This is a genomic window from Campylobacter sp. CFSAN093259 (assembly GCF_012889985.1).
Taxonomy (GTDB): Bacteria; Campylobacterota; Campylobacteria; order Campylobacterales; family Campylobacteraceae; genus Campylobacter_D; species Campylobacter_D jejuni.
In genome coordinates this window covers 692,100-716,738 of sequence record NZ_CP040617.1, presented here as the reverse complement: position 1 = coordinate 716,738, position 24,639 = coordinate 692,100, and the positions used below count along the sequence as shown (strand labels likewise).

Annotated in this window: 26 protein-coding genes; 2 read left to right on the top strand and 24 right to left on the bottom strand. The window is 30.9% G+C overall.

The window, feature by feature from the left end:
• Positions 1-2: 2 nt before the first annotated feature.
• Positions 3-3,605: a DNA polymerase III subunit alpha gene (gene dnaE, locus FBF20_RS03830; protein WP_002852165.1), complete on the bottom strand. Its 3,603-nt coding sequence runs from the start codon at positions 3,603-3,605 to the stop codon at positions 3-5.
• Positions 3,606-3,797: 192 nt separating this feature from the next.
• Between dnaE and FBF20_RS09065 the strand changes: the two genes are divergently transcribed.
• Positions 3,798-4,040, top strand: a complete 243-nt coding sequence (locus FBF20_RS09065) for a SelT/SelW/SelH family (seleno)protein (RefSeq protein WP_257406500.1) — start codon at positions 3,798-3,800, stop codon at positions 4,038-4,040.
• 12 nt (positions 4,041-4,052) lie between these two features.
• On the opposite strand, the gene FBF20_RS03820 is transcribed toward FBF20_RS09065, so the two are convergent.
• The 18 genes from FBF20_RS03820 to FBF20_RS03735 all read right to left on the bottom strand — a co-directional run bounded on the left by FBF20_RS03820 (position 4,053) and on the right by FBF20_RS03735 (position 17,017).
• Complete coding sequence (locus FBF20_RS03820; RefSeq protein WP_002854966.1) at positions 4,053-4,382, bottom strand: ArsC/Spx/MgsR family protein; 330 nt, start codon at positions 4,380-4,382, stop codon at positions 4,053-4,055.
• The gene (locus tag FBF20_RS03815) at positions 4,379-5,719 is read right to left on the bottom strand and encodes a 3-deoxy-7-phosphoheptulonate synthase class II (RefSeq protein ID WP_002852215.1); all 1,341 of its coding nucleotides are present in this window, start codon (positions 5,717-5,719) and stop codon (positions 4,379-4,381) included. The genes FBF20_RS03820 and FBF20_RS03815 overlap by 4 nt, the downstream gene beginning before the upstream one ends.
• A 23-nt stretch (positions 5,720-5,742) precedes the next feature.
• On the bottom strand, positions 5,743-6,156 hold the full coding sequence (gene uraH, locus FBF20_RS03810) for a hydroxyisourate hydrolase (RefSeq protein ID WP_002852246.1): 414 nt from the start codon (positions 6,154-6,156) through the stop codon (positions 5,743-5,745).
• Between the two features lie 132 nt (positions 6,157-6,288).
• Positions 6,289-6,645: a 50S ribosomal protein L19 gene (rplS, locus tag FBF20_RS03805; RefSeq protein ID WP_002852307.1), complete on the bottom strand. Its 357-nt coding sequence runs from the start codon at positions 6,643-6,645 to the stop codon at positions 6,289-6,291.
• A gap of 10 nt (positions 6,646-6,655) precedes the next feature.
• A complete protein-coding gene (trmD, locus tag FBF20_RS03800; RefSeq protein ID WP_002868040.1) occupies positions 6,656-7,360 on the bottom strand; it encodes a tRNA (guanosine(37)-N1)-methyltransferase TrmD in 705 nt (234 codons plus the stop codon).
• Complete coding sequence (rimM, locus tag FBF20_RS03795) at positions 7,357-7,896, bottom strand: ribosome maturation factor RimM (RefSeq protein WP_002852323.1); 540 nt, start codon at positions 7,894-7,896, stop codon at positions 7,357-7,359. The genes trmD and rimM overlap by 4 nt, the downstream gene beginning before the upstream one ends.
• Positions 7,889-8,131 carry a KH domain-containing protein gene (locus FBF20_RS03790; RefSeq protein ID WP_002852144.1) on the bottom strand — a complete coding sequence of 81 codons (243 nt, stop codon included), beginning with the start codon at positions 8,129-8,131 and terminating at the stop codon, positions 7,889-7,891. Before FBF20_RS03790 ends, rimM begins: the two co-directional genes overlap by 8 nt.
• A gap of 2 nt (positions 8,132-8,133) precedes the next feature.
• Positions 8,134-8,361: a 30S ribosomal protein S16 gene (rpsP, locus tag FBF20_RS03785; RefSeq protein WP_002852274.1), complete on the bottom strand. Its 228-nt coding sequence runs from the start codon at positions 8,359-8,361 to the stop codon at positions 8,134-8,136.
• A gap of 64 nt (positions 8,362-8,425) precedes the next feature.
• Positions 8,426-9,763, bottom strand: a complete 1,338-nt coding sequence (gene ffh, locus FBF20_RS03780) for a signal recognition particle protein (RefSeq protein ID WP_002852163.1) — start codon at positions 9,761-9,763, stop codon at positions 8,426-8,428.
• A 67-nt stretch (positions 9,764-9,830) separates the two neighbouring features.
• A complete protein-coding gene (locus tag FBF20_RS03775) occupies positions 9,831-10,583 on the bottom strand; it encodes an RluA family pseudouridine synthase (protein ID WP_002852134.1) in 753 nt (250 codons plus the stop codon).
• Positions 10,564-11,721, bottom strand: a complete 1,158-nt coding sequence (gene waaA, locus FBF20_RS03770) for a lipid IV(A) 3-deoxy-D-manno-octulosonic acid transferase (RefSeq protein WP_002852277.1) — start codon at positions 11,719-11,721, stop codon at positions 10,564-10,566. The genes FBF20_RS03775 and waaA overlap by 20 nt, the downstream gene beginning before the upstream one ends.
• Positions 11,718-12,434: a zinc ribbon domain-containing protein gene (locus FBF20_RS03765; protein ID WP_002852139.1), complete on the bottom strand. Its 717-nt coding sequence runs from the start codon at positions 12,432-12,434 to the stop codon at positions 11,718-11,720. The genes waaA and FBF20_RS03765 overlap by 4 nt, the downstream gene beginning before the upstream one ends.
• A gap of 9 nt (positions 12,435-12,443) precedes the next feature.
• Positions 12,444-13,169 carry a Nif3-like dinuclear metal center hexameric protein gene (locus tag FBF20_RS03760; protein WP_002852315.1) on the bottom strand — a complete coding sequence of 242 codons (726 nt, stop codon included), beginning with the start codon at positions 13,167-13,169 and terminating at the stop codon, positions 12,444-12,446.
• Entirely contained in the window at positions 13,156-14,019 is an 864-nt protein-coding gene (glyQ, locus tag FBF20_RS03755) for a glycine--tRNA ligase subunit alpha (RefSeq protein ID WP_002852069.1), read from the bottom strand. Before glyQ ends, FBF20_RS03760 begins: the two co-directional genes overlap by 14 nt.
• An 11-nt stretch (positions 14,020-14,030) precedes the next feature.
• Positions 14,031-14,567 (bottom strand): DUF3972 domain-containing protein, encoded by a 537-nt coding sequence (locus FBF20_RS03750; RefSeq protein WP_002852251.1) that lies wholly within the window; start codon positions 14,565-14,567, stop codon positions 14,031-14,033.
• 9 nt (positions 14,568-14,576) lie between these two features.
• Positions 14,577-15,071, bottom strand: coding sequence for a 5-(carboxyamino)imidazole ribonucleotide mutase (gene purE / locus FBF20_RS03745; RefSeq protein WP_002852194.1), 495 nt, complete (start codon positions 15,069-15,071; stop codon positions 14,577-14,579).
• A complete protein-coding gene (locus FBF20_RS03740; RefSeq protein WP_002852318.1) occupies positions 15,072-16,325 on the bottom strand; it encodes a peptidase U32 family protein in 1,254 nt (417 codons plus the stop codon). It abuts the gene before it with no gap.
• A complete protein-coding gene (locus tag FBF20_RS03735; RefSeq protein WP_002852254.1) occupies positions 16,322-17,017 on the bottom strand; it encodes a chemotaxis protein in 696 nt (231 codons plus the stop codon). The genes FBF20_RS03740 and FBF20_RS03735 overlap by 4 nt, the downstream gene beginning before the upstream one ends.
• Before the next feature lie 202 nt (positions 17,018-17,219).
• On the opposite strand from FBF20_RS03735, the gene glnA reads away from it, so the two are divergent.
• Positions 17,220-18,650 (top strand): type I glutamate--ammonia ligase, encoded by a 1,431-nt coding sequence (glnA, locus tag FBF20_RS03730; RefSeq protein ID WP_002858636.1) that lies wholly within the window; start codon positions 17,220-17,222, stop codon positions 18,648-18,650.
• Between the two features lie 66 nt (positions 18,651-18,716).
• On the opposite strand, the gene flgG is transcribed toward glnA, so the two are convergent.
• The 5 genes from flgG to FBF20_RS03705 form a co-directional block, all read right to left on the bottom strand.
• Positions 18,717-19,508 carry a flagellar basal-body rod protein FlgG gene (gene flgG / locus FBF20_RS03725; RefSeq protein WP_002852142.1) on the bottom strand — a complete coding sequence of 264 codons (792 nt, stop codon included), beginning with the start codon at positions 19,506-19,508 and terminating at the stop codon, positions 18,717-18,719.
• Between the two features lie 28 nt (positions 19,509-19,536).
• The gene (locus FBF20_RS03720; protein ID WP_002858501.1) at positions 19,537-20,349 is read right to left on the bottom strand and encodes a flagellar hook-basal body protein; all 813 of its coding nucleotides are present in this window, start codon (positions 20,347-20,349) and stop codon (positions 19,537-19,539) included.
• 155 nt (positions 20,350-20,504) lie between these two features.
• Positions 20,505-21,617 carry a cell division protein FtsZ gene (gene ftsZ, locus FBF20_RS03715; RefSeq protein WP_002852071.1) on the bottom strand — a complete coding sequence of 371 codons (1,113 nt, stop codon included), beginning with the start codon at positions 21,615-21,617 and terminating at the stop codon, positions 20,505-20,507.
• Between the two features lie 15 nt (positions 21,618-21,632).
• Positions 21,633-23,021 (bottom strand): cell division protein FtsA, encoded by a 1,389-nt coding sequence (gene ftsA, locus FBF20_RS03710; protein ID WP_002859607.1) that lies wholly within the window; start codon positions 23,019-23,021, stop codon positions 21,633-21,635.
• Positions 23,018-24,508: a peptidylprolyl isomerase gene (locus FBF20_RS03705; protein ID WP_002852128.1), complete on the bottom strand. Its 1,491-nt coding sequence runs from the start codon at positions 24,506-24,508 to the stop codon at positions 23,018-23,020. The genes ftsA and FBF20_RS03705 overlap by 4 nt, the downstream gene beginning before the upstream one ends.
• Positions 24,509-24,639 lie beyond the last annotated feature (131 nt).

Genomic DNA, 24,639 nt, shown 5'->3' with positions numbered 1-24,639 from the left:
ACTTAAGCATATTTATTAGAAATTTCCTCTACTATACTATCAGAGATAATAAAATCTGTATGATAAAGCAAGCAAGATCCCGCACTAATAACTTTTAAAACAAGTTTTTTATTATTTTTTTCATTAGGATTATGTGCATTTCTAGCAATTTCATGAATTTCATAGATTAATTCTCTATTCAATCTTGTCAAATCTAGCTCTATGATATTTTTTTCAAATTCCTTAGGTTCTGCGGTAAAATGATTTTCTTCTTTATTTTTAAAATCTTTTTTTGCTCCAAATTTTTTTATAGCTTTAATCTCGCCATCTTCAAGACTTTGCAAATCTTTAATTGCTTTTAAAAAAAAGCTAGGCTTCTCCCCTCCTTCAGCTTTAAATCCCAATACAAAACCATAGGCATTATTTTTTAAATTTTCATCTTTGATGATGTTTTCTATTTCTTCTACATTGCTTTCAAATACAGTAGCATCAAACGAAGAATAATAATCCAAAATTTCAATTCTACCATAACGCTTATTATTTTTACTCATCATGGATTTGAAATCTTCAATTTTACCTATACTTAAAATTTCTCCATTGTTTTTTAAACTTTCAAAATCTAAACTTTTAACATAATCTATGGCATTAATTTGTTCATAAAATCGATCTAAAGGATGGCCTGAAACATAAATTCCTAAAATTTCTTTTTCATATCCTAATTTTTCCATCACTTCAAATTCTTCATTTTTGGGAGTAAAATTTACTTGAACACCTGAAGTTAATTCCTCTTCACCAAAAAGAGAACTTGCAGCATTTTTTCTTACTTCAGCCATTTTACGCGATGCTTCGCTAAGATTTTCCATATTATCAAACAAAGCTTTTCTAGTAAAACCAAACTCATCAAAAGCCCCTGCCTTAATAAGACTTTCTAATGTTCTACGGTTTATTTTGGTGGGATCTATCTTACCTAAGAAATCATTAATATCCTTAAATTCTCCATCTTGTCTTGCTTCAAGTAAATTTTCAACTGCAGGAATACCCACACTTTTTATAGCCCCAAGTCCGTATATAATAGCATCCTTGCCATCTTGCTCTAAAGCACTAAATTCACGGATCGCTTTGTTAATCGATGGAGGTAAAAGTTTAATATTCATTTTTTTCATCTCATCAATATAAACAGCAATTTTATCCACATTGTTTTCTTCGCTTGTTAAAAGCGCTGCCATAAATTCACTAGGATAATAAGTTTTTAAATAAGCTGTTTGAAAAGTAATCAATGCATAAGCCGCAGAGTGAGATTTATTAAAACCATATCCTGCAAATTTTACGATAAGCTCCCATAAATCCTCAGCTTTTGCTCTATCATATCCTTGTTTTTCTGCTCCATCTGCAAAATCAGTTTTAAGCTTTTTCATCTTCTCAGGATCTTTTTTACCCATAGCACGACGCACTACATCAGCACCTCCTAAAGAAAAGCCACCTATAATTTGAACAATTTGCATAACCTGTTCTTGATAAACAATAACCCCATAAGTAGGCTCTAAAACCTTTTCTAAACTGTCAAAAGGATATTCTATACTTTTTAAACCATGCTTTCTGTCGATAAAATCATCAAGCATTCCTGATTCCATAGGGCCTGGACGATAAAGCGCAAGAACCGCAATGATATCTTCAAAACGCTCTGGTTTTAAGCGTGCATTTAAGCTTTGCATACCGCCTGATTCGATTTGAAAAATTCCCAAAGTATTTCCACTTTGTATGGTTTTATAAACTTTGCTATCATTTACATCTATAGTTTCCCAAATAATGTCTTTATTGTAACGCTTTTTAATAAGCTTGATCGCATTATTGATTACTGTTAAGGTTTTAAGACCTAAAAAGTCAAATTTTATCAAATCCACATCTTCTAAATGATCTTTAGAATACTGCGTTACCAAATGTCTTTCATCATTTTTACTTTGTCTAAAAAGCGGAGTTTTCTTCCATAAACTTTCATTAGAAATTACAACACCTGCTGCGTGCATACCCGCATTGCGATTTAATCCTTCTAAAGCTCTTGCATACTCCCAAACTTCAAGACCTTTAGGATGACGATCGATAAATTCTTTGATTTTAGGTTCTTTTTCATAAGCAGCATCAAGAGTGATTTTAAGCTCTTCAGGCACAAGTTTAGCAAGCTCATCAGCATCTTGAATACTCATATCACAAACTCTAGCCACATCACGAATCACCCCTTTAGCCAAAAGTTTACCAAAGGTAATCACCTGTGCAACCTTATCCGCTCCATATTTATCAATCACATAATCAATCACTTCAGCACGTCTGTCTTGACAAAAATCCACATCAATATCAGGCATGCTCACACGCTCAGGATTTAAAAAACGCTCAAAAAGTAGACTATAAGGAATAGGATCTAAATCCGTAATCCTTAAACAATAAGAAACCAAACTTCCTGCAGCTGATCCTCTTCCAGGGCCTACTGGAATACCTTTATCCTTAGCCACTTTAATAAAATCATGAACAATAAGCATATAACCTGAAAATTTCATATTTTTAATGATGTTAATTTCTACTTCAAGTCTTTGTTTGTATTCTTCATGCTTACTTTCATCGATAAATTTTAATCTCTCTTCAAGTCCCTTTTTGCAAAGTTCTTCAAAAACCATGTCATCATTATCAAAGCTAAATTCTTTTGTTTCTTCAGGTAAGATAATATTATGATCTTTAGCATATTCTCTTGTAAATTTAAAATTCGGTGGAGTGGGATTGCCAAGATTAAGCTCTAAATTACATTTTTGTGCGATTTCTTGTGTATTTTCTATAGCTTCTGGAATATCTGCAAAAAGCTCACTCATCTGCTCAGGACTTTTAACATAAAATTCATGCACACTATGACGCATTCTATCAGGATCGTTAAGTTTTTTTCCCATGGCTATACACATAAAAACCTCATGGGCAGCCGCTCTTTCTTTAAAAGTATAATGCGTATCATTTGTAGCAATGATTTTTATATTTAATTCTTTAGAAAGTCTGATAATATCATCATCTATCATTCTTTGATCGCCTATACCATGACGCATGATTTCAAAATAAAAATCATCTTTAAAAACTTTTTTATACCATAATGCCGCTTCTTTTGCTGCTTCATAGCCTTTTGCACCAAAACGCACATTTCTTTCACTATAAGTATTTAAGTGCCAATTTACTTCACCTTGCAAGCAAGCAGAAGAGCAAATAAGACCTTCGCTATAATCTTCCAAAAGCTTTTTATTGATACGCGGATAATAATACAAACCTTTAATATAACTTTGAGAACTTAAATACATTAAATTTTGATATCCAATCTCATTTTTTGCATACAAACAAAGGTGAAAACGCTGACGAGAACTTTTATCATCTAACTCATCATGATTATGCAAATACGCTTCTATACCAATGATAGGTTTTAAACCTTGTGCTTTCATTGTTTGATAAAAATCAATTGCCCCAAACATATTTCCATGATCTGTCATAGCCACACTTGTAGCACCCTGCTCTTTTAAAGTCAAAGCTAATTCTTTAAGCTTATTGGCTCCATCAAGCAAAGAATATTCTGTATGTAAATGCAAGTGTGTAAATTGACTCATTTTCTTCCTTTAGTTTTTTAAGGCTTATTTTAATTTTGATAAAAATTATAAATTTTTCTCGCTGAATTTGAAAGAAATTGACCCTAAATTTCAACTTAAATTTTACAAAAAGGCAAAAATTCAGCCAAAATAAACTATAATAAAATCTAAGATTTTAATCTTAATAAAAAGAACTTCTCAAAGGATGAAATGATGAAAGTAAAAATTGCTTATTGCAATCTTTGAAATTATCGCCCACAAGCTGCAAGGGTTGCAGAAGAACTACAAAGCGATTTCAAAGATGTTGAAGTAGAATTTGAAATTGGCGGCAGAGGTGATTTTATCGTTGAAGTAGACGGAAAAGTTATCTTCTCTAAAACACAACTTATTAATTGCGAAAGTGAAAGATTTCCATATCAAAATGAAATTAATCAATTAATAAAAAATAGAGTGTAATCAAACACTCTATCATAACATTTTCTCATATTCCTTACCAATATATATGTTTTGCTCATACTCGATAATAGGACGCTTAATACAACTTGGATTTTCCAATACAATTTTTTCAAGTTCTTTTTCATTTAAATTTTTAACTTTTTCTTTGTTTAAGCCAAGTTTTTTAGAAGTTAATCCAGCAGTATTGATAAGTTCTTCAAAAGATTTTTGTTTTAACCATGTGTATAAAATATCTTGATTAATCTTTTTAATATCCATAAAATCAAACACAATACCTTTTTGTGTTAAAGCATCCATAGCTTTCTTTACAGAATTGCAATTTTTAATACCATAAAGTTTCATTTTCTAGTCTTTTTTACCAAATCTGCGATTAAAAAAGCAAGTTCTAATGCTTGATCCGCATTAAGTCTTGGATCGCATTGAGTCTCATAACGATCTTCCAAGCTTTGAGCAGTAACATTGCTTGCACCACCTGTGCATTCTGTTACATCTTTCCCAGTCATTTCAAGATGCACTCCACCTGGATAAACCCCTTCGCTTATTGCAATCTCAAAAAAAGATCTCACTTCTTGCATAATTTTATCAAACTCACGTGTTTTAAAATTGCCTGCTTTTACCGTATTTCCATGCATAGGATCTATGCTATATACTAAATTTAAACCTTCACTTTTAAGTTTAGAGAAAATTTTTGGCAAATTATTGATAATTTTATCTGCACCCATGCGGATAATAATATTTAATCTTCCTTCTTCATTGTTTGGATTTAAAACATTTGCTAAAGCTATGATATCATCAGCACTTGCACTAGGTCCTATTTTAACCCCTAAAGGATTTTTTACTCCACTTAAAAAATGCACATGAGCTTCATCAAGCGCCCTTGTTCTTTCACCTATCCAAAGCATGTGAGCTGAACAATCGTAAATTTCTCCACTTAAACTATCCACTCTAGTTAAAGCTTCTTCATAAGGCAAAAGTAAAGCTTCATGTGAAGTATAAACACTAACTTCTCTTAGACTTGGAGTATTACTTGTATTAATTCCACAAGCTTCCATAAAAGCTAAAGCTTGTGAAATTTTTTCACTGATATCAGTATATTGCTTATGGAGTTCACTCTTTTTTAAAAAGCCCAAATTCCAACGATGTACTTCATGTAAATCTGCTAAACCACCCTTAGCAAATCCACGCAACAAATTTAGCGTTATTGCGCTTTGATAATAAGCTTCAAGCATTCTATGTGGATCAGGAATGCGTGCTTGTTCACTAAATTCAAAACCATTAATAATATCACCACGATAACTAGGAAGACTTATACCATCTAACTCTTCAAAATCACTACTTCTTGGCTTGGCAAACTGCCCTGCAATACGACCAATTTTTATAACAGGACATCCACCAGCAAATGTAAGTACTATAGCCATTTGAAGTAAAATTTTAAACATATCACGGATATTTACAGCGCCAAAATTTTCAAAACTTTCAGCGCAATCTCCACCTTGAAGTAAAAAAGCTTCTTTTTTACAAACTCTTGCTAAAGACTTTTGAAGATTTCTCACTTCTCCAGCAAAAACCAAAGGAGGAAGTTTCTCAAGTCTTGCTAAAACTCTATTCATTTCCTCTTGATCTGGATAGATAGGTTGCTGTTTTATAGGATAGTTTTTCCAAGAATTCTTAGCCCACATGGTTTTTTCTTTCGTTTTATTTATCAGCTTCCTCTATAAGTTGAATAACCAAAAGGAGAAAGGGTTATTGGAACATGATAATGTTTCTGATCTTTAGAAAGCTCAAAACTTACCTCTACAAAAGGATAAAAAGTATTTATTTTGTGTGATGTGTAATAGTCTTTTGTAAAAAATTTAAGCTTATAAATTCCAAAAGCCCTATTTTCAGCTTTTTCATATGGTAATAAATCTCCTATTCTACCATTTTCTTCGGTAAATTCTTCACTTACTTTTTTCCACTGTTGATTTGCTTCCAACTTATAAAGCTCAACTTTTACTTTAGGAGCAGGTTGTCCAGAAGTAATATCCAAGACATGAGTACTTAATTGATATTCAGTAGCACTCAAAAACATTGGCACGCTTGCTAGTATTAATAAAGTTTTTTTAATAGAAAACATTTTCTCTCCTTGTATAATATTTACAAGGAATATTATACAAGAGTATTATTAATAATTAAAATCAAATAAATAATAATTATAAATTAATTATAATTATTTAATTGTTAGACTTATAATAAAAATAATTATAAATTATTTTTTAAGCTCTTTAATACGCGCTGCTTTACCGCGTCTATCTCTTAAGTAGAATAATCTTGCACGGCGTACACGACCACGACGCAAAACAGTAATACTTTCTAAACTTTCACTATAAATAGGAAAAATTCTCTCAACGCCAACATTATTAGCGCCAATTTTACGCACGATAAAAGTTTCACTTACGCCATTACCTCTTCTAGCAATACAAATACCCTCAAAATTTTGGATTCTTGTTTTATCTCCTTCTTTGATGCGAATTGCAAGCTTTAAAGTATCACCAGCACGAAAATCTGGAACATTTTTACCTTCAATTTGTTTTGCTTCAAATTGTTCTATATATTTATTTTTCATAAAAAATCCCTTATTTTTTGCGTTCATGCTCTAAAAATAAATCTGGACGAAAAAATTTCGTTTTGCAAGACGCCAAAGTAGTTTTTAAACTTGCAATTCTAGCGTGATTACCCTTTAAAAACTCTGAAGGAGTATAAAATTTTTTATTTTTTTTCTCAAAAATAAAAGGTTTTGAAAAAGCAGGCGCTTCGAGTAAATTATTTTCAAAGCTTTCTTCTTCCAAACTTTCCATATTTCCTAAAACCCCGTTAACATTTCTTAAAATTGCATCACACATTACAAGCGCAGGTAATTCTCCTCCAGTTAAAATAAAATCCCCTATACTAAAAACTTCATTCGCAAAAATTTCAAGCACTCTTTCATCTATACCTTCATAGCGCCCACATACAAAAACTATATGTTCTTTTTTACTTAAGCGTTTGGCGTCTTTTTGATTAAAGGTTTTACCACTTGGATTTAAAAAAATAAAATAGGGATTTTCTTTTTTTTCTTGAATACTTCTTAGCACCTCATACATAGGTTCAGCTTGCATCAAAAGTCCAGCTCCACCACCTATTTTATAATCATCGACTTTATGATAAGAATTTTTAGAAAAATCTCTTGGATTATAAAAATTAAGTTTGAAAAGTTTTTTTTCTTTTGCTCTTGCAAGTATAGAATCTTGAAAGTAAAATTCCATAAGATTAGGGAACAAAGAAACGAAACTAAATTTCATGAATTTTCTAAAATTAAAAAAGCATCTTGCGTGCAAAAAATCTGTCGTTTTTCTATATCTATATTTTTAACAAATTTATCCAAATATGGAATAAAAAATATTTTAGGATATTTTTTTTCAACCCATTTTTCATCACTTTGAATTTCAAATAAATAAGAAGCTCCAGTTTCCAAGATATCAACCACTTTACCTAATCTTTTATCTTCTTCAAAAACTTCACACTCTAAAATATCAAAATAAAAAAACTCATCTTTTTTTAATTTACAAGTTTGTCTGCTTTTCTCGATACTCTGAAAAAGAATAAGATTAGTTAATTCTTTGGCCTTTTCTATATCTTCATAATTTTCAAATAAAACAGTAGAATTGTTTGCATTATAATGCTTAATCTTTAACATTTCTTTGGTGTTTTTTATAAAAAAAGTAGCATCTTTTTTAAATTGAGAAGAAAAGTCGCTCAGGTTATGCAATTTTACATAACCCTTAAGACCCACAGTTTTACCAAGTTTTGCAACTTGAACAAAATCTTTTTCACTCAAGTGCTTTTACCGTTACTCTATAAGAACTTGCATCCTTGCTCTTATAAGCAGAGATTACGGTTTTTATAGCATTGATCATTTTTCCATTTTTACCTATAAGCTTACCTGTATCAACCTTATGTGCAAAAAGAACAATCTCAAAAAAATTTTCACTTAATTCAATTTTTTGAGTATCAATCTGTTCAGGATAATCTGCAATTAATTTTGCGTATTCTCTAAGAAAATTCTCTACCATGATTATTTGCTAGTGATAGAAGCAACTTTATCGCTAAGTTTTGCACCAACGCTTTTCCAATAAGCTAAACGCTCTGCATCAACTTTAATTACTTCAGGTTCTACCATAGGATTATAATACCCAATACTTTCTATCCAACCACCATCACGACGTTTTCTACTGTCCGTAACTACAATACGATAAAATGGTCTTTTGGTTCTACCCATTCTTGTAAGTCTAATAACTGTCATTTACACTCCTTAAAAATTAAAAATTTTATTTATAGATACTATAAAAAGTATTTATAAATAAAATTTAAAACTGTCTTCTAGCTTGACTCATCATTTGTGTCAAACTCTCCATTCCTTTTTTACCTGAAAATCTTTTTGCAAGTTTTGCTGCATTGCTAAATTGTTTTAAAAAACGATTGACTTCTACCTGAGAAAGACCTGCTCCCTCTGCTATACGACGCTTTCTAGCATTATTTAATAAATCAGGATTTTCTCTTTCTTTTGGAGTCATTGAAGAAATCATTGCTTTAATGCGTATGATTTCTTTAGAATTATCCAAATCTATATCTTTTACCGCATTTGCCATTCCACCAAGTCCTGGTATCATACCGATTAAAGACTTCATACTTCCTAATTTTTTAATACTTTCCATTTGGTTAAGAAAATCATTAAAATTAAATTCACCTTTTTTAATTTTTTGATTGAGTTTTTTAGCCTCTTTTTCATCAATAATCGCAGCAGTTTTTTCAGCTAAAGTTGCCAAATCACCCTCACCCATAATACGACTTACTATACGATCTGGTATAAAAACTTCTAAATCTGCTACTTTTTCACCCACACCAATAAATCTTAAAGGAATACCGATTTGTTTTGCTATACCTAAGGCTACTCCACCTTTAGTATCTGCATCAAATTTTGATAAAATTACCCCACTGATACCTAAAACTTCATTAAAACTAGCAGCAGTCTTAACCCCATCTTGACCACTCATTGCATCAGCAACATAAAAAATCTCATCAGGATTTAAGACATCCTTAACTGCTCTTAACTCATCCATCAAAGCTTCATCTATAGCCAAACGTCCAGCAGTATCCACAAGCAAAACATCCACCATAGAACTTTCAGCCTTTTTTAAAGCCTCTTTAGCAACCCTAATAGGATCTTTTTCATTTTCTATGAAGAAAAGTTCAATTTCATTAGCTTCACAAAGTTGTCTTAGCTGCTCCACTGCCGCTAAACGCTGTAAATCACAAGCTGCAACTAAAACTTTTTTATTGCGTAATTTTAAATAATTTGCAAGTTTGATAGTGCTTGTAGTCTTACCGCCCCCTTGCAAACCTGCCATTAGAACTACTGTTGGGGGTTTAGAAGCAAAAACAAAACCTTGATTTTTGCCATTGACACTTAAAATATTTTCTAAATTTATTTTAATGGCATTTAAAAATTGTTTTTGACCTATTCCGTTTTGCTTTGCATCTTCTTCTATCAAAGTCAAAAGCTCTTTAGTTACCTTATGGTGAACATCTGCTTTTAAAAGAGCTTTTTTTAAGGTTTCTAAAGCGTTCTTAAGTGCTTTTTCATCATCAACAAAACGTAATTTATTAATCGCTGATTTAAAAGATTCGCTGACTAACTCAAACACTTTATCACCTTTCTATAAAATTTTTAAATTAAACCTTGCATTATACAAAATTTTTTCTTAAATGGCTTTAAAAATCTAAATTTTTTATATCAAAGCCAAATTTTGCAAAACCACTATCTAAATTAGCCCTAAAATGATAATTAAAAATTTTAATTTCATAGCTATGCAAATACATTCTATCGCTTGAAATTTTAGCATATTTTTCATCACCTACAACGCCATGTTTTATAAATTTAGCATGCACTCTGATTTGATGAGTTCTACCTGTTTGAATAACTATTTTTGCTAAGGTTTTTTTTGACTGCATCATGATAGGAGTAATGATACTTAAGGCACTTAAACCATCTTTTGAAACTTTACTTAACGCCCCGCCTTTTACTTTTATAGTAAAAATAGGTTCATTCACTTCAACCTCTTCAGCCAAAACCCCATCTAAAACCGCAATATAACTTTTATAAACCCTGTGTTTTTTAAATTCTTCTATACAAAGCTTTCTAAAATCTTCATCTTTACAAAGCAAAATCACACCACTTGTTTCTTTGTCTAAACGATTTAAAAGCTTGGCATTAAATTTTTTCTCTAAATCTTCACTCACATAAGCATAAGGTTTATTAATAGCAATAATCTTATCATCTTCAAAAATAATTTGAGGATTTTTAGCTTTTATCACATTAAATCTTGCCTTATCGCTCATCAAAGCTCTAGCAACCACAACTTTTTTTCCATATGAAAAAACACAACCCTTATCAATCAAATCTTTAGCTTCACGATTTGAAATTTTTTCTTGCAAAGCTAAGAGTTTATAAGCTTTTTCTTGCATCAATTCCCTTTTGTATAGTTTGTATGATAAGATCTAAATTTTCTTTTTTGGAAATTTTAGCTTTTAAATTTAAATAATGAACTTTATCATTTAAATCCTTTAATTTTTCACAAAAATATACATTTTCCACTTCTTCAAACAAAACCTTTTGATTGTGAATAAATTTCCCACTGATTAATACATTGTCAAAATATGCCGCTTCTATAGGATTGTGTCCTCCTATGCCTTCTATGAAAGAACCTCCAAGCACAACAACATCAGAAATTGCATAAAAATTTACAAGCTCCCCTAAAGCATCTAAAAGCAAAATTTTTTTAGAAAATTTCTTATTTTCATCTTTTAAAGAACTAAATTTTTCAAATTCTAAACCTTTGTTTAAAAGTAAATTTTCAACTTCTTTAAAACGTTCAGGGTGTCGTGGGGCGATAATGAGTTTTTCATTTTCTTCTAGTTTAAAATGATCAAGCAAAAGCTCTTCTTCATCTTTATGCGTACTGGCAAAAATGATAAGTTTTTCCTTAGGTTTGGTATAAATTTTATTATTTTTAATTTCTAAATTTGCCTTAATATTTTTAAAAATTTTAACATTTTTAGCTCCCAAACTTTCAAGTCTTGCTTTATCTAAATCACTTTGAGCAAAAACTTCATCAATATAAGAAAAAATTTTTTTATAAAAAAAAGAAAATCTTTGATAAGAATGATAAGACTTATCAGATATTCTCGCATTAAGCAAAATAATCTTAGCCTTATAAATACGTGCCATAAAAACAAGCATAAGCCAATATTCTGCTTCAAAAATTACCAAAACCTTACAAGGCTTAAGCCAAAAAGGCAAAAAATTTTCAAAAGCAAGATAATTTACCTTTTTACAAAATTCTTTTGCACATTCAAAACCTGTTTGAGTAATAGTAGTTATTCTTGAATCAAATTTCAAAACCAAAGCTTTAATACTTCTTACCTCCCCGTAAGAACAAGCATGAAAATGTACATCAGCTTTTTCTTGATGTAAATTTTTATAAAGAAAAAATCGAGATTTTAAACTAATTTTGTATTTGGATTTTAAAAAAGAAAGTAAAAGAATAAAGACGGCACAAAATAAAAATGCCGTCCAAGTTAAAAAATAATAAAAAAAGATCAATTTTGTTCTTCTTGCTCTTTATAAAGAATTCTTCCGCAATGAGGACAAGTTACAATCTCTTCACCTTTTACAACGGACAGATAAGTCTTATCGTAAATTTTCATAAAACATCCATAGCATGCTTGTTTTTTAACAGGAACTACAGCAGTATTCTTCGCCCATTTGCGAATTTTCTCATAAAAACTTAAAACTTTTTGATTCATCTCACTCACAAGTTTAGTTTTTTTATCATAAACACTCATTCTATCTTTTTCAAGAACTTCCATTTCAGATTTAATGCTTACTCTAATCTCGTTAATATTTTGCTCTTGTTTGATTTTTTCTTCTTCAAGTTCTTTTTTATAAGTTTCTTTATTCTCTAAAATTTTATCTAGTCTTACAATCTCATCATTTGCAGCGTCTAATTGCTCTTTTGCAATATCTTCTTCAATTTTTAAAGCATTAGCTTCTTTTTCTGTTTTTACCACACCACTTTTTTTAGAAAGATCTTTAATTTTTGCTGAAAACTCGGAAATATGAGCATTATTTTGTATTTTTTGATTTTCTATATCTTTGATTTCTTCATCGATTTTTTCTAAATCTGCGTTGATTTTTTCTATTTTTAACTCAGCATCTTTTAAAGTCTTATTAATACTGTCTATTTTTGGTTCATAACTATCAATTTCTTGATCTATTTTTGATAAAAGCACTAATTGTTCGAGATATTTATTCATTTATTTTCCTTAAAAATATTGAAATGGATTTTTTGAAACTGTTATTATAACTTGTAGCGGCAAATTTTTCAAGTCTTTTGCTAAACATTGAGAAAAATATCTCTCACTTTCAAAATGACCCAAATCAATAAGACTGATTTGATTACTAAGCGCCTCTAAAGCTTGATGATATTTAAAATCTCCACTTAAAAAACAATCCGCATCTACTTTAGAAATTAAATCCCCACCACTTCCAGTACATATAGCAATGCGCTTAATGTCTTTTTTGCCACAATCACTTACACGTAAAATTTGCAAATTTAACTTTTTTTTCACCCAGTCACACAAAGCTTCAAAAGACATAGAATTTTCCACATAAATTAAAAATTTATCTTTAAAAGAAATTTTAAAACCTAAAATTTCTTCCGTAAAATAAGTATTTAAATGACTTAAATCGTAATTTGTATGCATACTGATTAAAGAAATATTTTTATAAATCATTTCTTTGATAAAAGCCCTAGGATAAGTCTTGTCATATAAATCTTTTAAACCTTTAAATATCAAAGGATGGTGTGTGATAATTAAAGAATTTTCACTCGCTTCTTTAATGATATTTTCATCAATATCTAAGCTTAAATAAACAGTTGAAATTTCACTATCCCTATCTCCAAGCAAAATTCCACTATTATCCCATGATTCTTGGATATTAAAGGGACTTAATTGATCTAAAAAATTATAAATTTCACTCAGCTTCATTTAAATTTTTCTTATAAATTTCAGCACAATTTTTTGAAAGTTCACGAATTTTTAACATATAATCTTGTCTTTGTGCTACAGAAATTGCTCCTCTTGCATCTAAAAGATTAAAAGTATGTGCAGCAAGCATACAATAATCATAAGCAGGTAAAGCTAGTCCTTGTTCTAAAATATTTTTACATTCTTTGTAAGAATTTTCAAACTGCTCATTTAAGATTTTAACATCACTTACTTCAAAATTGTATTTACTAAATTCATATTCACTTTGCTTATGCACATCTGCGTATTTAATTTTTTCTCCATTAAATTCACTCCAAACTATATCATAAACATTATCAACATTTTGAAGATACATGGCTATTCTTTCAAGACCATAGGTAATTTCAGCACTTACTAAATCTACTGCTATACCGCCAACTTGCTGAAAATAAGTAAATTGAGTAACTTCCATACCATCAAGCCATACTTCCCAGCCTAAACCCCAAGCACCCAAACTTGGACTCTCCCAATTATCTTCAACAAAACGAATATCATGACTTTTTAAATCAAAACCCAAATTTTCAAGACTTTTAAGATATAATTCTTGAATATTATCAGGACTAGGTTTAATTAAAACTTGAAATTGATAATAAGCACCTAAGCGATTAGGATTTTCACCATAACGTCCATCAGTAGGCCTTCTACTTGGAGCCACATAAGCAGCTGCCCAAGGTTTTTTTCCTAAACTTCTTAAAAAAGTTGCTGGATGAAAGGTTCCTGCACCTGCTGGCATATCATAAGGTTGCATAATCGCACAACCTTGCTCTTGCCAATAATTTTGTAAATTAAGTATCATTTGTGAAAAAGTCATTGTATCTCTCTTTATTGTTCCATATTTTCAATAGGTTTTTCTAAATTTTTATTCATTTCCAAATCAGGCTCTGTCTTAGCTCCAAAAATTTCTGCAGTTTTACTCCACATTAATTTATATTTACGCTTGAGAAATTCTATCTCTTCACGCGCATGTTTTAACTCATTGTTTAAGGTTTCTATAGTTTTTCTATCTTCATCATAAAGCTCTTGCATAGAATAAAGGGCATCTTTTAAAAATTTATTTTCATTTTTTAATGCTTCAAGTGTTTCATCTTTAGCATCTAAAACTTTTTCATGTAAATTTAAAATAGTTCCTATTGTTTTTTCAACAAAACTTTCTCCTGCTAAAGTCATTGAATTTACCATTGCAGTTTGAGATTTTGCAGAACTAGGCACTACACTAAAAGTACCTTGATGGGCTTCGATGTAAATTTTACCCTCTTCTTCTTTAAAATTTAAAGCCCCATTGGCCATCATACCCTTAACCACATCTTCATTTAAATGCACAAGTTTACAAAATTCTTCAAGTTCAAGATAGGTTTGCATTTTTATCCCTTATAATAAAACTTCTACTTCTTTTGAATCAGATACAAGTTTTTTTTCTTTTTCAAGACGATCTTCTTTAAGCTTTTGTGCTAAATCAACATCATAAATAGCTAAAATTTGCATAGCCAAATAAGCAGCATTGATTGCTCCAGCCTTACCAATAGCTAAAGTTCCTACAGGAATTCCACTAGGCATTTGCACCGTAGAAAACAAAGAATCCATACTTGCAAGATTGCTTCCTGACATAGGCACTCCTAAAACAGGTTTTGTTGTATAAGCTGCAACAGCTCCAGCTAAATGCGCTGCCATTCCAGCTGCTGCTATAAAAACCTTCACACCTTTTTCTTCAGCATTTGCAATATACTCTTTTGTTCTTTTTGGACTACGATGAGCTGATGAGATGATAAGTTCATACTTTACACCAAAACTTTCTAAAGTTTTAGCAGCCTCTTTCATAGTCTCATAATCACTCTTGCTTCCCATTAAAATAGAAACAAAATTCATCTATATTTCCTTTCTTAAAAAACTTAATGCACTGATTTTATTTGGTAATTGGATTTCATGTTCATTACCGCTATGAATTTCGCTAAATTCTTTATTGTTTTTAGCAATAAGTTTTTTAAACTCTATAAAATATTTACCCTCTTTTTGATAAATTTTACCTAGTTCATTATCGCAAGTTTGAATCACATCGCCTAAAGGGGTTAAAATTTCATAAGGCGTGTTTAAAACGATTTTCCCTTTACATTTAAAAAATCTTCCATCTTCGCTTATAGCATGCACTTGATGAGAACCTTCTTCTATGCTTGTATTATGATTTTGTGTGTCGGTTTTTTCTAAAGGACGCGAAACAAGATAGCCATCTGTAAAACCACGATTTTTAAGTGTAGCAATCTCTTTTTCATACTTACTTGACTCAAATTTACCCTCTAAAGCATCTTGTATGGCCATTTTATAAGTCCTTGTTGTAAGCGCAACATAATATTCGCTTTTAGTACGCCCTTCTATTTTAAAAGCACTGATACAATTTTCTTGCATGATTTTTTCTATATAAGAACAAAGATTTAAATCTTTAGAATTAAAAATATGAGTACCATTTTCATCTTCTTCTAAGCGAAATAAAGTGCCATTTTCTGGATTTTTAGCATAAAGCTCATAATTAAATCTACAATCATTTGCACAAGATCCACGATTGCTCATTCTTCCACTTTGCACAGAGCTTATTAAACAACGCCCTGAATAAGCAAAACACATAGAACCATGCACAAAAGCTTCAAGTTCAATATCGCAATTTTCCTTTAAAGCTTTAGCGTCTTTAAGCCCTAATTCTCTGGCAATTACAACCCTTTTAGCACCCATATCCTTATAAACTTGAGCATCTAAATAATTTAAAATATTTGCCTGAGTAGAAACATGTAAAGAAATTTCAGGTGCAAGTTCTTTAACAAGACGCATAGCTCCAACAGAAGCTACAATAAAAGCATCAGGTTTCATCTCACGCAATTTTAAAATATGTCTTTTTAAACCTTCAATTTGAGAACTCAAATGAAAACCATTTAAAGTAACATAAATTTTCTTACCACGCTCATGAGTATATTTGATAGCTTCTTCAAAACTTTCATAATTAAATTCTCTTGCAGTGCGTGATCTTAAAGAAAAATTATTCACACCCGCATAAACCGCATCTGCGCCATAAGCTAAAGCAATTTTTAATTTTGTGAAATTTCCTGCAGGAGCTACTATTTCAGGAATGATCATTTTTGCCCTAAACTTGCAATTAAAGCTTCTATATCATCATTACTTACAACATCAGCAGTACTATCACCTTCAATATGCACTGCAGAACTTACACGTTTTTTATCATCAATTTTACCTTCAAATAAGGAACTCATATAACGGCTTAAAGCACGCATTACATTAATAACACGTTCGATTTTTTGACGATGTATATCTTGATACTGCATTGCATCCATTGCCATCATCACTTCATCTTGTCCGCTTTGAAGATTTCCGACAATCTCCTTAGAACTTTTTTTAGCTTGATTGTTTAATTCTAAAGCTTCACTGAAACTTTCCACATTAGGAAATTTTTCATTAAGTTTAGAAAAAATATCAATATTTTTTTCTATTGCTTTATTTATTTCTTTGAGTAAACTTTCAGAATCCGCAAAAAAATTATTAATACTTTCAAGCTTATCCATCATTTCCGTTGCTTTAAGCTCGCTATCTTTTGTAACATCATCTAACTGATGTACAACTTTATGCTCCTGATTTGGTGGGGGTGGTGGCCATACTACACTAGGATTAGGTTTGTAATCAGCTATTTTGACATCTTCTAACATCAAAGCATCTTCTTCGGTATTCGATTCTTCGGTTTTTACCTCTGCTTCTGTCTCTGAATCAAGATCAACATCACCATTCATCAAAGCATCAAGCTCTTCTTGAGTCATTTTTTTCCCTTTTTTAAATCTAGATTTTCAATAATTGCTCAAAATTATAATCAATTTTATCTAAAACAAAAATATAAATTTTTATTTTTTAATCTTTTTAAATTAAATTTTTAAATTTATTAAAAAAAATATATTAATTAAATCTTAATTAAAAATTTTATGATATAATTTTATAAATTTAATTACATAAAGGAGTAAAAATATGGGAAAATTTGTTAATAATATAGATGATTTTTTCAAATTTTGCAAACAAAATGAAGTGCTTTTTGTTGATTTTCGTTTTACAGATATGATAGGAACTTGGCATCATATTACCTATAATCTTCATGCAATCAATGAAGAAACATTTCAAACTGGCATTCCATTTGATGGAAGCTCAATTCATGGATGGCAACCTATAGAAAAATCAGATATGATTTTAAAACCTGATGCTCAAAGTGCTTTTTTAGATCCTTTTACGGCTGATCCTACTATCATAGTATTTTGTGATGTGTATGATATTTACAAAGGACAAATGTATGAAAAATGTCCAAGAAGCATAGCAAAAAAAGCAATAGAACACCTTAAAAATAGTGGCATAGCTGATACTGCTTACTTTGGACCAGAAAATGAATTCTTTGTTTTTGATAGTGTAAAAATAGTTGATACTACTCATTGTTCTAAGTATGAAGTTGATACCGAAGAAGGAGAGTGGAATGATGATAGAGAATTTACCGATAGCTACAATACTGGACACAGGCCAAGAAACAAAGGTGGATATTTTCCAGTTCAGCCAATTGATTCTTTAGTAGATATTCGTTCTGAAATGGTTCAAACCCTTGAAAAAGTAGGTCTTAAAACTTTTGTTCATCATCATGAAGTTGCACAAGGACAAGCTGAAATAGGAGTAAATTTTGGCACGCTTGTAGAAGCAGCTGACAATGTTCAAATTTATAAATATGTTGTAAAAATGGTAGCTCATTTAAATGGCAAAACTGCCACTTTTATGCCAAAACCTTTATACGGAGATAATGGCAATGGTATGCATGTTCATATGAGCTTATGGAAAAATGGAGTAAATTTATTTTACGATAAAGATGGATACAGTGGACTTAGTCAAACTGCTATAAATTATATAGGTGGAATTTTAAAAAATGCTAGAAGTGTTGCAGCTTTTACAAATCCAAGTTCCAACTCTTACAAAAGAATAGTTCCTGGCTTTGAAGCTCCTTGTATTTTAACTTATTCTTGCCAAAACAGATCAGCAAGTTGTCGCGTTCCTTATGGCATAGGTAAAAATTCAGCTCGTATAGAAATTCGCTTCCCTGATAGCACTGCTAATCCTTATTTAGCTTTTGTTAGTCTTTTAATGGCAGGTCTTGATGGAATCAAAAATAAAACCATTCCTGTGGGTCCTATGGATGAAAATTTATTTGATCTTACTTTGGATGAAATACGTGAAAAAGGGATAGAGCAATTACCACATACTCTAAGAGGAAGTTTGGAAGCTTTAATCCGACATAATTCTTATTTAAAACCTGTAATGAGCGATATTTTTATCGATGACTATCAGCATTTAAAATTTGAAACACAAGTTTGGCCAGTAGAAGCTCGTCCAACTGCTTATGAATTTAAAACTTGCTACTCTTGCTAAAAAATTTAATGGCGTTTAACACGCCATTAAACAAAAAAGAATTAAAAATTATTTATTTTATATCAACTATCGCTTAAGCTGATTTACAATTCCTAGCATATCATCACTTGTTGTAATGGCCTTAGAACCCGCTTCATAAGCTCTTTGTCCTGTGATAAGATCTGTCATTTCTTCAACAAGCTGAACATTACTAAGTTCTATAAATCCATGTCTTATTGTTCCAAGCCCATCTTGTCCTGCTATACCCGCAACAGGTGCACCACTTGCTCCTGTTTCAAGATAAAGATTATCACCCATAGAATGAAGACCCGCTGGATTTATAAACTGAACTAGCTCCACTTGGCCAATTTGAGTTTCTTGTTGCTCCCCTGGTAGCATTACAGAAACGGTTCCATCTGTAGCAACATTAATTGCTGTTGCGCCTTCAGGTATTGTCATTTCAGGTAAAAGTCTATAACCATCTGAATTTACAATATTACCTTCATTATCTTTTGTAAATTGCCCATTTCTAGTATATCCTATAGTGCCATCAGGAAGTTGTATTTGAAAAAACCCATTACCTGCAATAGCCATATCAAGACCATCAGTACTTGTTGATTTTAAATTTCCTTCAGTAAAAACTTTAGTTACCGCTGTTGGACGCACACCCACACCCACTTCTATACCCGAAGGAGAAAGAGTAGTAGCTGAAGTTGAAGTTCCTGCATACTTCATAACTTGATACATAAGATCAGCAAATTCTGCGCGACTTTTCTTAAAACCTGCTGTATTAACATTGGCGATGTTATTTGAAGTAACATCAATTTGTGTTTGCTGCGCTACCATTCCTGTAGCAGCAGTATGAAGTGATCTCATCATTTTTAATCCTTTTTTATTTTATTTTAAATTATTTAACAGCTGCAAGCTTATTGATAGCTTCTTGATTTAAGTCATCCATATGAGCTGTCATAACTTTTTGATACATTTCTACCATTCTGTTTGCTTCAATCAGTCCTACCATTTCAGTAACTGGATTAACATTTGATCCCTGAGAAAAACCTTGGCGAATAGCATTGGAGTTTTTCAAATCTCTAATACGGGTTAGATCATCTATTTTATAGACATTATCCCCATCTTTTTGCAAAGCTCTTATATCATCTACTTGTGCTACAAATAATCTTGCATTTTGAGCTCCATCAACTTCAATGCTTCCGTTTTTATCAACGCTAATTTGAACAGCACCATTAGGAATGCGTATGCCAGCATTCTGAGGATTATTAAAATAATCACTACTTAATACCTTGTATCCTTGCTTATTTACCAAATAACCCTCATCATCAAGTTGAAAATTTCCATCTTTGGTTAATCTTACTTCTCCATCTTTGGTCTGAACCAAATAAAAAGCATCTTCTCTAGTCATTGCCAAATCCAAAGGATTGTTTGTGGCCTTTAAAGAACCTAGGCTAAAATCCGTATATTCTTGAGAAACTTGTGGGATTCCATCTATTGTAGTATTTACAAAACGAGATGCATCTCTTGTGTGATTTTCTATAGGCAACTCATCCTGAGTTTCTTTAAAAATCCTTTTAAAATCTGCAATAACCACATCATCTCTTTTGTATCCGCTTGTATTAATATTGGCAAGATTATTAGTAATCACATCAAGTTTATTAAACTGAGTTACCATTCCGCCAGTTGCTTGATAATATCCATTTTGCATATTTTCACCTATAAATTTAAGATTTTATAACTATAAAAGCAAAGAGTGTTCCAACTTTTAAAAACAAAGAAAAATAAATATTTGAAAGATTATTAGGAGAGAATTTTAAACTATAAAAAGCAAGATTTGACTCAATCTTGCTTTAAAAATCAATTTTAATCCATTTGACGACGCAAGAAAGTTGGTGTTTCAATTTGCGCCATTATCTCTTCATCGTAACCACCGCTTACCTTTTTAAGACTTAAATAAGGATTTTTCTTAGAAGCTTGAGCTTCTTCGGTAGATTTTTTAGCTACTGTATCTTTATCTTCAAACCCTGTCGCAATAATAGTTACTTCAACTCTATCTTCCATGCTATCATCTGTAGTAGAACCAAAAATAATCTTAGCATTTTCATCAACAATTTCTTGTATACTATTTGCTGCTGCCGAAATTTCAAACAAAGAGCAATTAGAACTTGTTTTAAAATGTAAAATAACTCCCTTGGCACCTTTAATATCCATTCCATCAAGCAAAGGAGATTCTATAGCGTTTGAAAGAGCCTCTTCTATAGCATTTTCACCGCTAGCACTACCAACACCCATAAGCGCGAGTCCGCGATGACTCATGATGGTTCTTACATCCGCAAAGTCAACATTAATATCTCCATTATCAAGTAAGATAGACACCATACCTTTTACAGCACGAGCTAAAATATCATCAACCAACCTAAAAGCATCTTTAATACCTGCTTTTTTATCAATAATGCTCAATAATTTTTCATTTTGAATTACAAGAATAGAATCACTTTCTTTTTTAAGCTCAAGGAGACCGCTTTCAGCAAGTTTTTTTCTTTGTTTTCCTTCGAATGCAAAAGGCATAGTTACAACAGAAACAGTTAAAGCTCCAATCTCTTTAGCTGCTTGTGCAATAACTGGAGTGGCACCCGTTCCAGTACCTCCACCAAAACCTGAAGCAATAAATACAATATCACTTTGACTAAGACTTGCTTTTATTTCTTCAAAACTTTCTCTAGCACTTTCTGCACCTACTTCAGGAAGCATACCAGCGCCCAAACCTTTAGTTTTTTTCTCGCCAAGTTGAATTTTAGTTTTTGCTAATGAAATTGAAATAGCTTGTGCATCAGTATTCGCTGCAATTAAATCAAGATCATTTAATCCCATTTTAACCATATGGTTAATCATATTACCGCCACCGCCACCGCAGCCTATAACCTTAATTTTTGCACCTTTATTATGTTGCATTTCTTCTACTAAAAATTCACTCATAAAAATTTCTCCTTGTTAAAATTGATTCATAATTTTATGCCAGATATTTGAAAAAACACTAGGTTTTTTTTCTTTTGGCTCTTTAAAATCTAATTGTTCTTGTATTGCAATTGTATCATTTTCTTGCAAATTTTCATCAAAAAAATCAGATTTTATTTCACTTTCTGTATCTTTTTGCAAAACAATATCTTGTTTAATTTGACGATTAAAATTTTCAATTTCCCCTTTATATCTTAATTTCTCATTAGAATCAAGTTCATAAGGCGTAAAATATCCCGCTCCATATAAACAAAGTCCTATAGCACAAGTATTTTCAGGATCATTAAAAATTTCACTAAAACCAGTAATCAAATCTTTTCTTGCAGTAGCCAGTCTAACTGAGCGATTATCAAATGTTGCAGGAGCTAGCTCATCAATACCTGCTAACTTAGTCATTCCACCTGTTAAAACAACTCCGCCACCTATAGCATTGGCATAACGATTATCACTTAAGATTTTTGCCAAAATCATCAAAGTTTCTTCCGCTCTTGCATAAATTACGTTTGAAATAATATCCAAAGAAACTTCATTAACCTTTCTTTCATCACCCATTGAAGGAATTTGTATAAGGGTATTAGGCTGTTGTGAAAGAGCTGCATAATTAAGCTTGATTTTTTCTGCTTCTTTTAAAGGTGTATGCAATGCCATTGATAAATCTTGAGTGATATTAATCGAGCCAATTTGCAAACAATCATTATATCTAATTGAATTTCCAGTATGAACAACCATATCACAAATCGCTCCACCCATATCAATCAAAACAGCACCTAATTCCTTTTCGCTATCATCTAAACAAGCTATAGCTGAAGCATATCCTGAAAGAACTATATTATCCACTCTTAAATCAGCTAATTCAACTGCTTTCTTAAGATTTTTAATATGAGATTCTTGTGAAATCACTATATGGGTTGAAACTTCTAAACGATTGCCACTCATTCCCAAAGGATCATCAACATGTTCAAGATCATTAACCTTAAAATTATAAGGCAAAACATGGATAATTTCATAACCACTTGGTAGATTGGCAGTATGCTTAGCTGTACTTACAGCACGATGAATTTCTTTAATGCCTATTTCATGATTTGGAATATTAACAACACCTATGCTATCAACGCTTTTAGTATAAGCACCTGATATAGACACCACAACCCTATCATAATGAACTCCGCTCATCATCTCAGCACTTCTAACAGCCTCTTCAATAGATTTAGAAGCAAGCTCTATATTGGTAATGGCACCTTTTTTAACCCCGTTGGTTTTCGACTTGGAAAAACCAATAATTTTTAATCCATCTTCATCTTTTTGAGCAATAATGGCACAAGTCTGGGTTGAGCCTAAGTCAATTCCTAATATATTCAAAATCAATTCCCTTTATAATAAATTTTTATCGGATATATCTTTTTAAGTTCATCAACAAGTTCTTGCTTAAGCTCATTTGCTTTTAAATTTTGCAAATTTTGTTCAAGCATAGTTTTGTATTGTTCAAATTTATCGGAGTTCATATCTAATTTTTGTTTATTTATTTTATATAATATTGCTTTATTGTCATTAATGACCACATAAGAACTATTTTGATCAGTATTAAATACATTCATTAAAAAATAAGCAAATTCAGAATCGTTTAATATTTTATCGCTAACCTTTACACTCTCGCGAGAACTATCTCGACTTACAAAGCCTATATCATCGCCTTTAAAATTTACTAAACTATTTTTAGCTTTTTCTTCTAAATTTTTTCTAGCTTGTTCGCTTAAATACATAGGTAAAACTTCTTCTCTAGCTTCTTCAAAAGTTTTATTTCTTATAGGATCTACTTTATTTAGTTTAACTATGATATATCCGTTATTATAAGGTGCTGGCCGTAAAACATCTCCATTTTTAGCTTTATTCAAAAGATCAATTGGATAATAAACATCAGATTCACTAATATTTTGATCTTTTTGAAAATTATCTTTCCCATTTTTTAAATCTAAAAATTTAGCATTAGCCACATTCTTTAGTTGCATTAAGGCGTAATCTTTAGCAACTTCATTTTTAGCAGACTGAAAATCCATCACTTTACCTGCAAAATCTTTATATTTTAGTTTATTTTCATCTTGATTATAAAATTTTTCTAATTCTTTGTCGTCAATTTTCTCATTGCTAACTGGCAAAAAATAAGTTGAAATTTCATATATTTTTTTAGTTTTATAATCTTCTTTATGTTCATTCCAAAGCTTTTTTAAATCCTCTTCGTTAATCTTAATATTTTTTTTGTCATAATCAATTTTTGCAATACTTAAAGCATCTTGCATGAAATAACTAGAAGCTAACATTTTTAATTCCTCATCTTTGCTAGGAATATTAAAAATTTGATTAAGTTTATCGGTAATTACTTCATTTGCAAGTTGTGTTTCATAATCTTTTGGAGCTAAATTATTGGCATTTAAAAGTTCATAATAAATTGTTTTGTTAAAATCCCCTGTAGGATCTTGAAATTCTCTAGTATTTGCAAGTTTTTGTAAAATTTGATTCTCGTTCACACCAATACCCAAATCTTTGGCAAAATTTAACAAAAGCTTATCTTCAACAAGAGAGCTTAAAGCTATATTTTTAATGCCTAGTTGCTCAGCATTTTCTGGAGTTAAAGCACCATTGCTAATTTGATTATAATAACTTAAAATTTGTCTATATCTAGTATCAAATTCGCTAAAACCTATCTTTTCATTTCCTACAGTTGCAACACTCGAACTTCTATTGAGATTAAAATCATAAGCACCCCAACCTAAAAAGCCAGCGCCAACAAAAGCTATAGTACTAACCCATATAGTAACAACAAGATATTTTTTGTGATGTTGCATCCAAGTAAGCATATCATTCCTTGATTAAATTTAAACCAGATATTGTATCGTAGAAGTGTTTAAGTGGAGTTTAATTATAAAATTTTTACCAAAAAATATTTGTTCTTTAAATTTTATGATTTTTACAATGAAATTTAGTTATA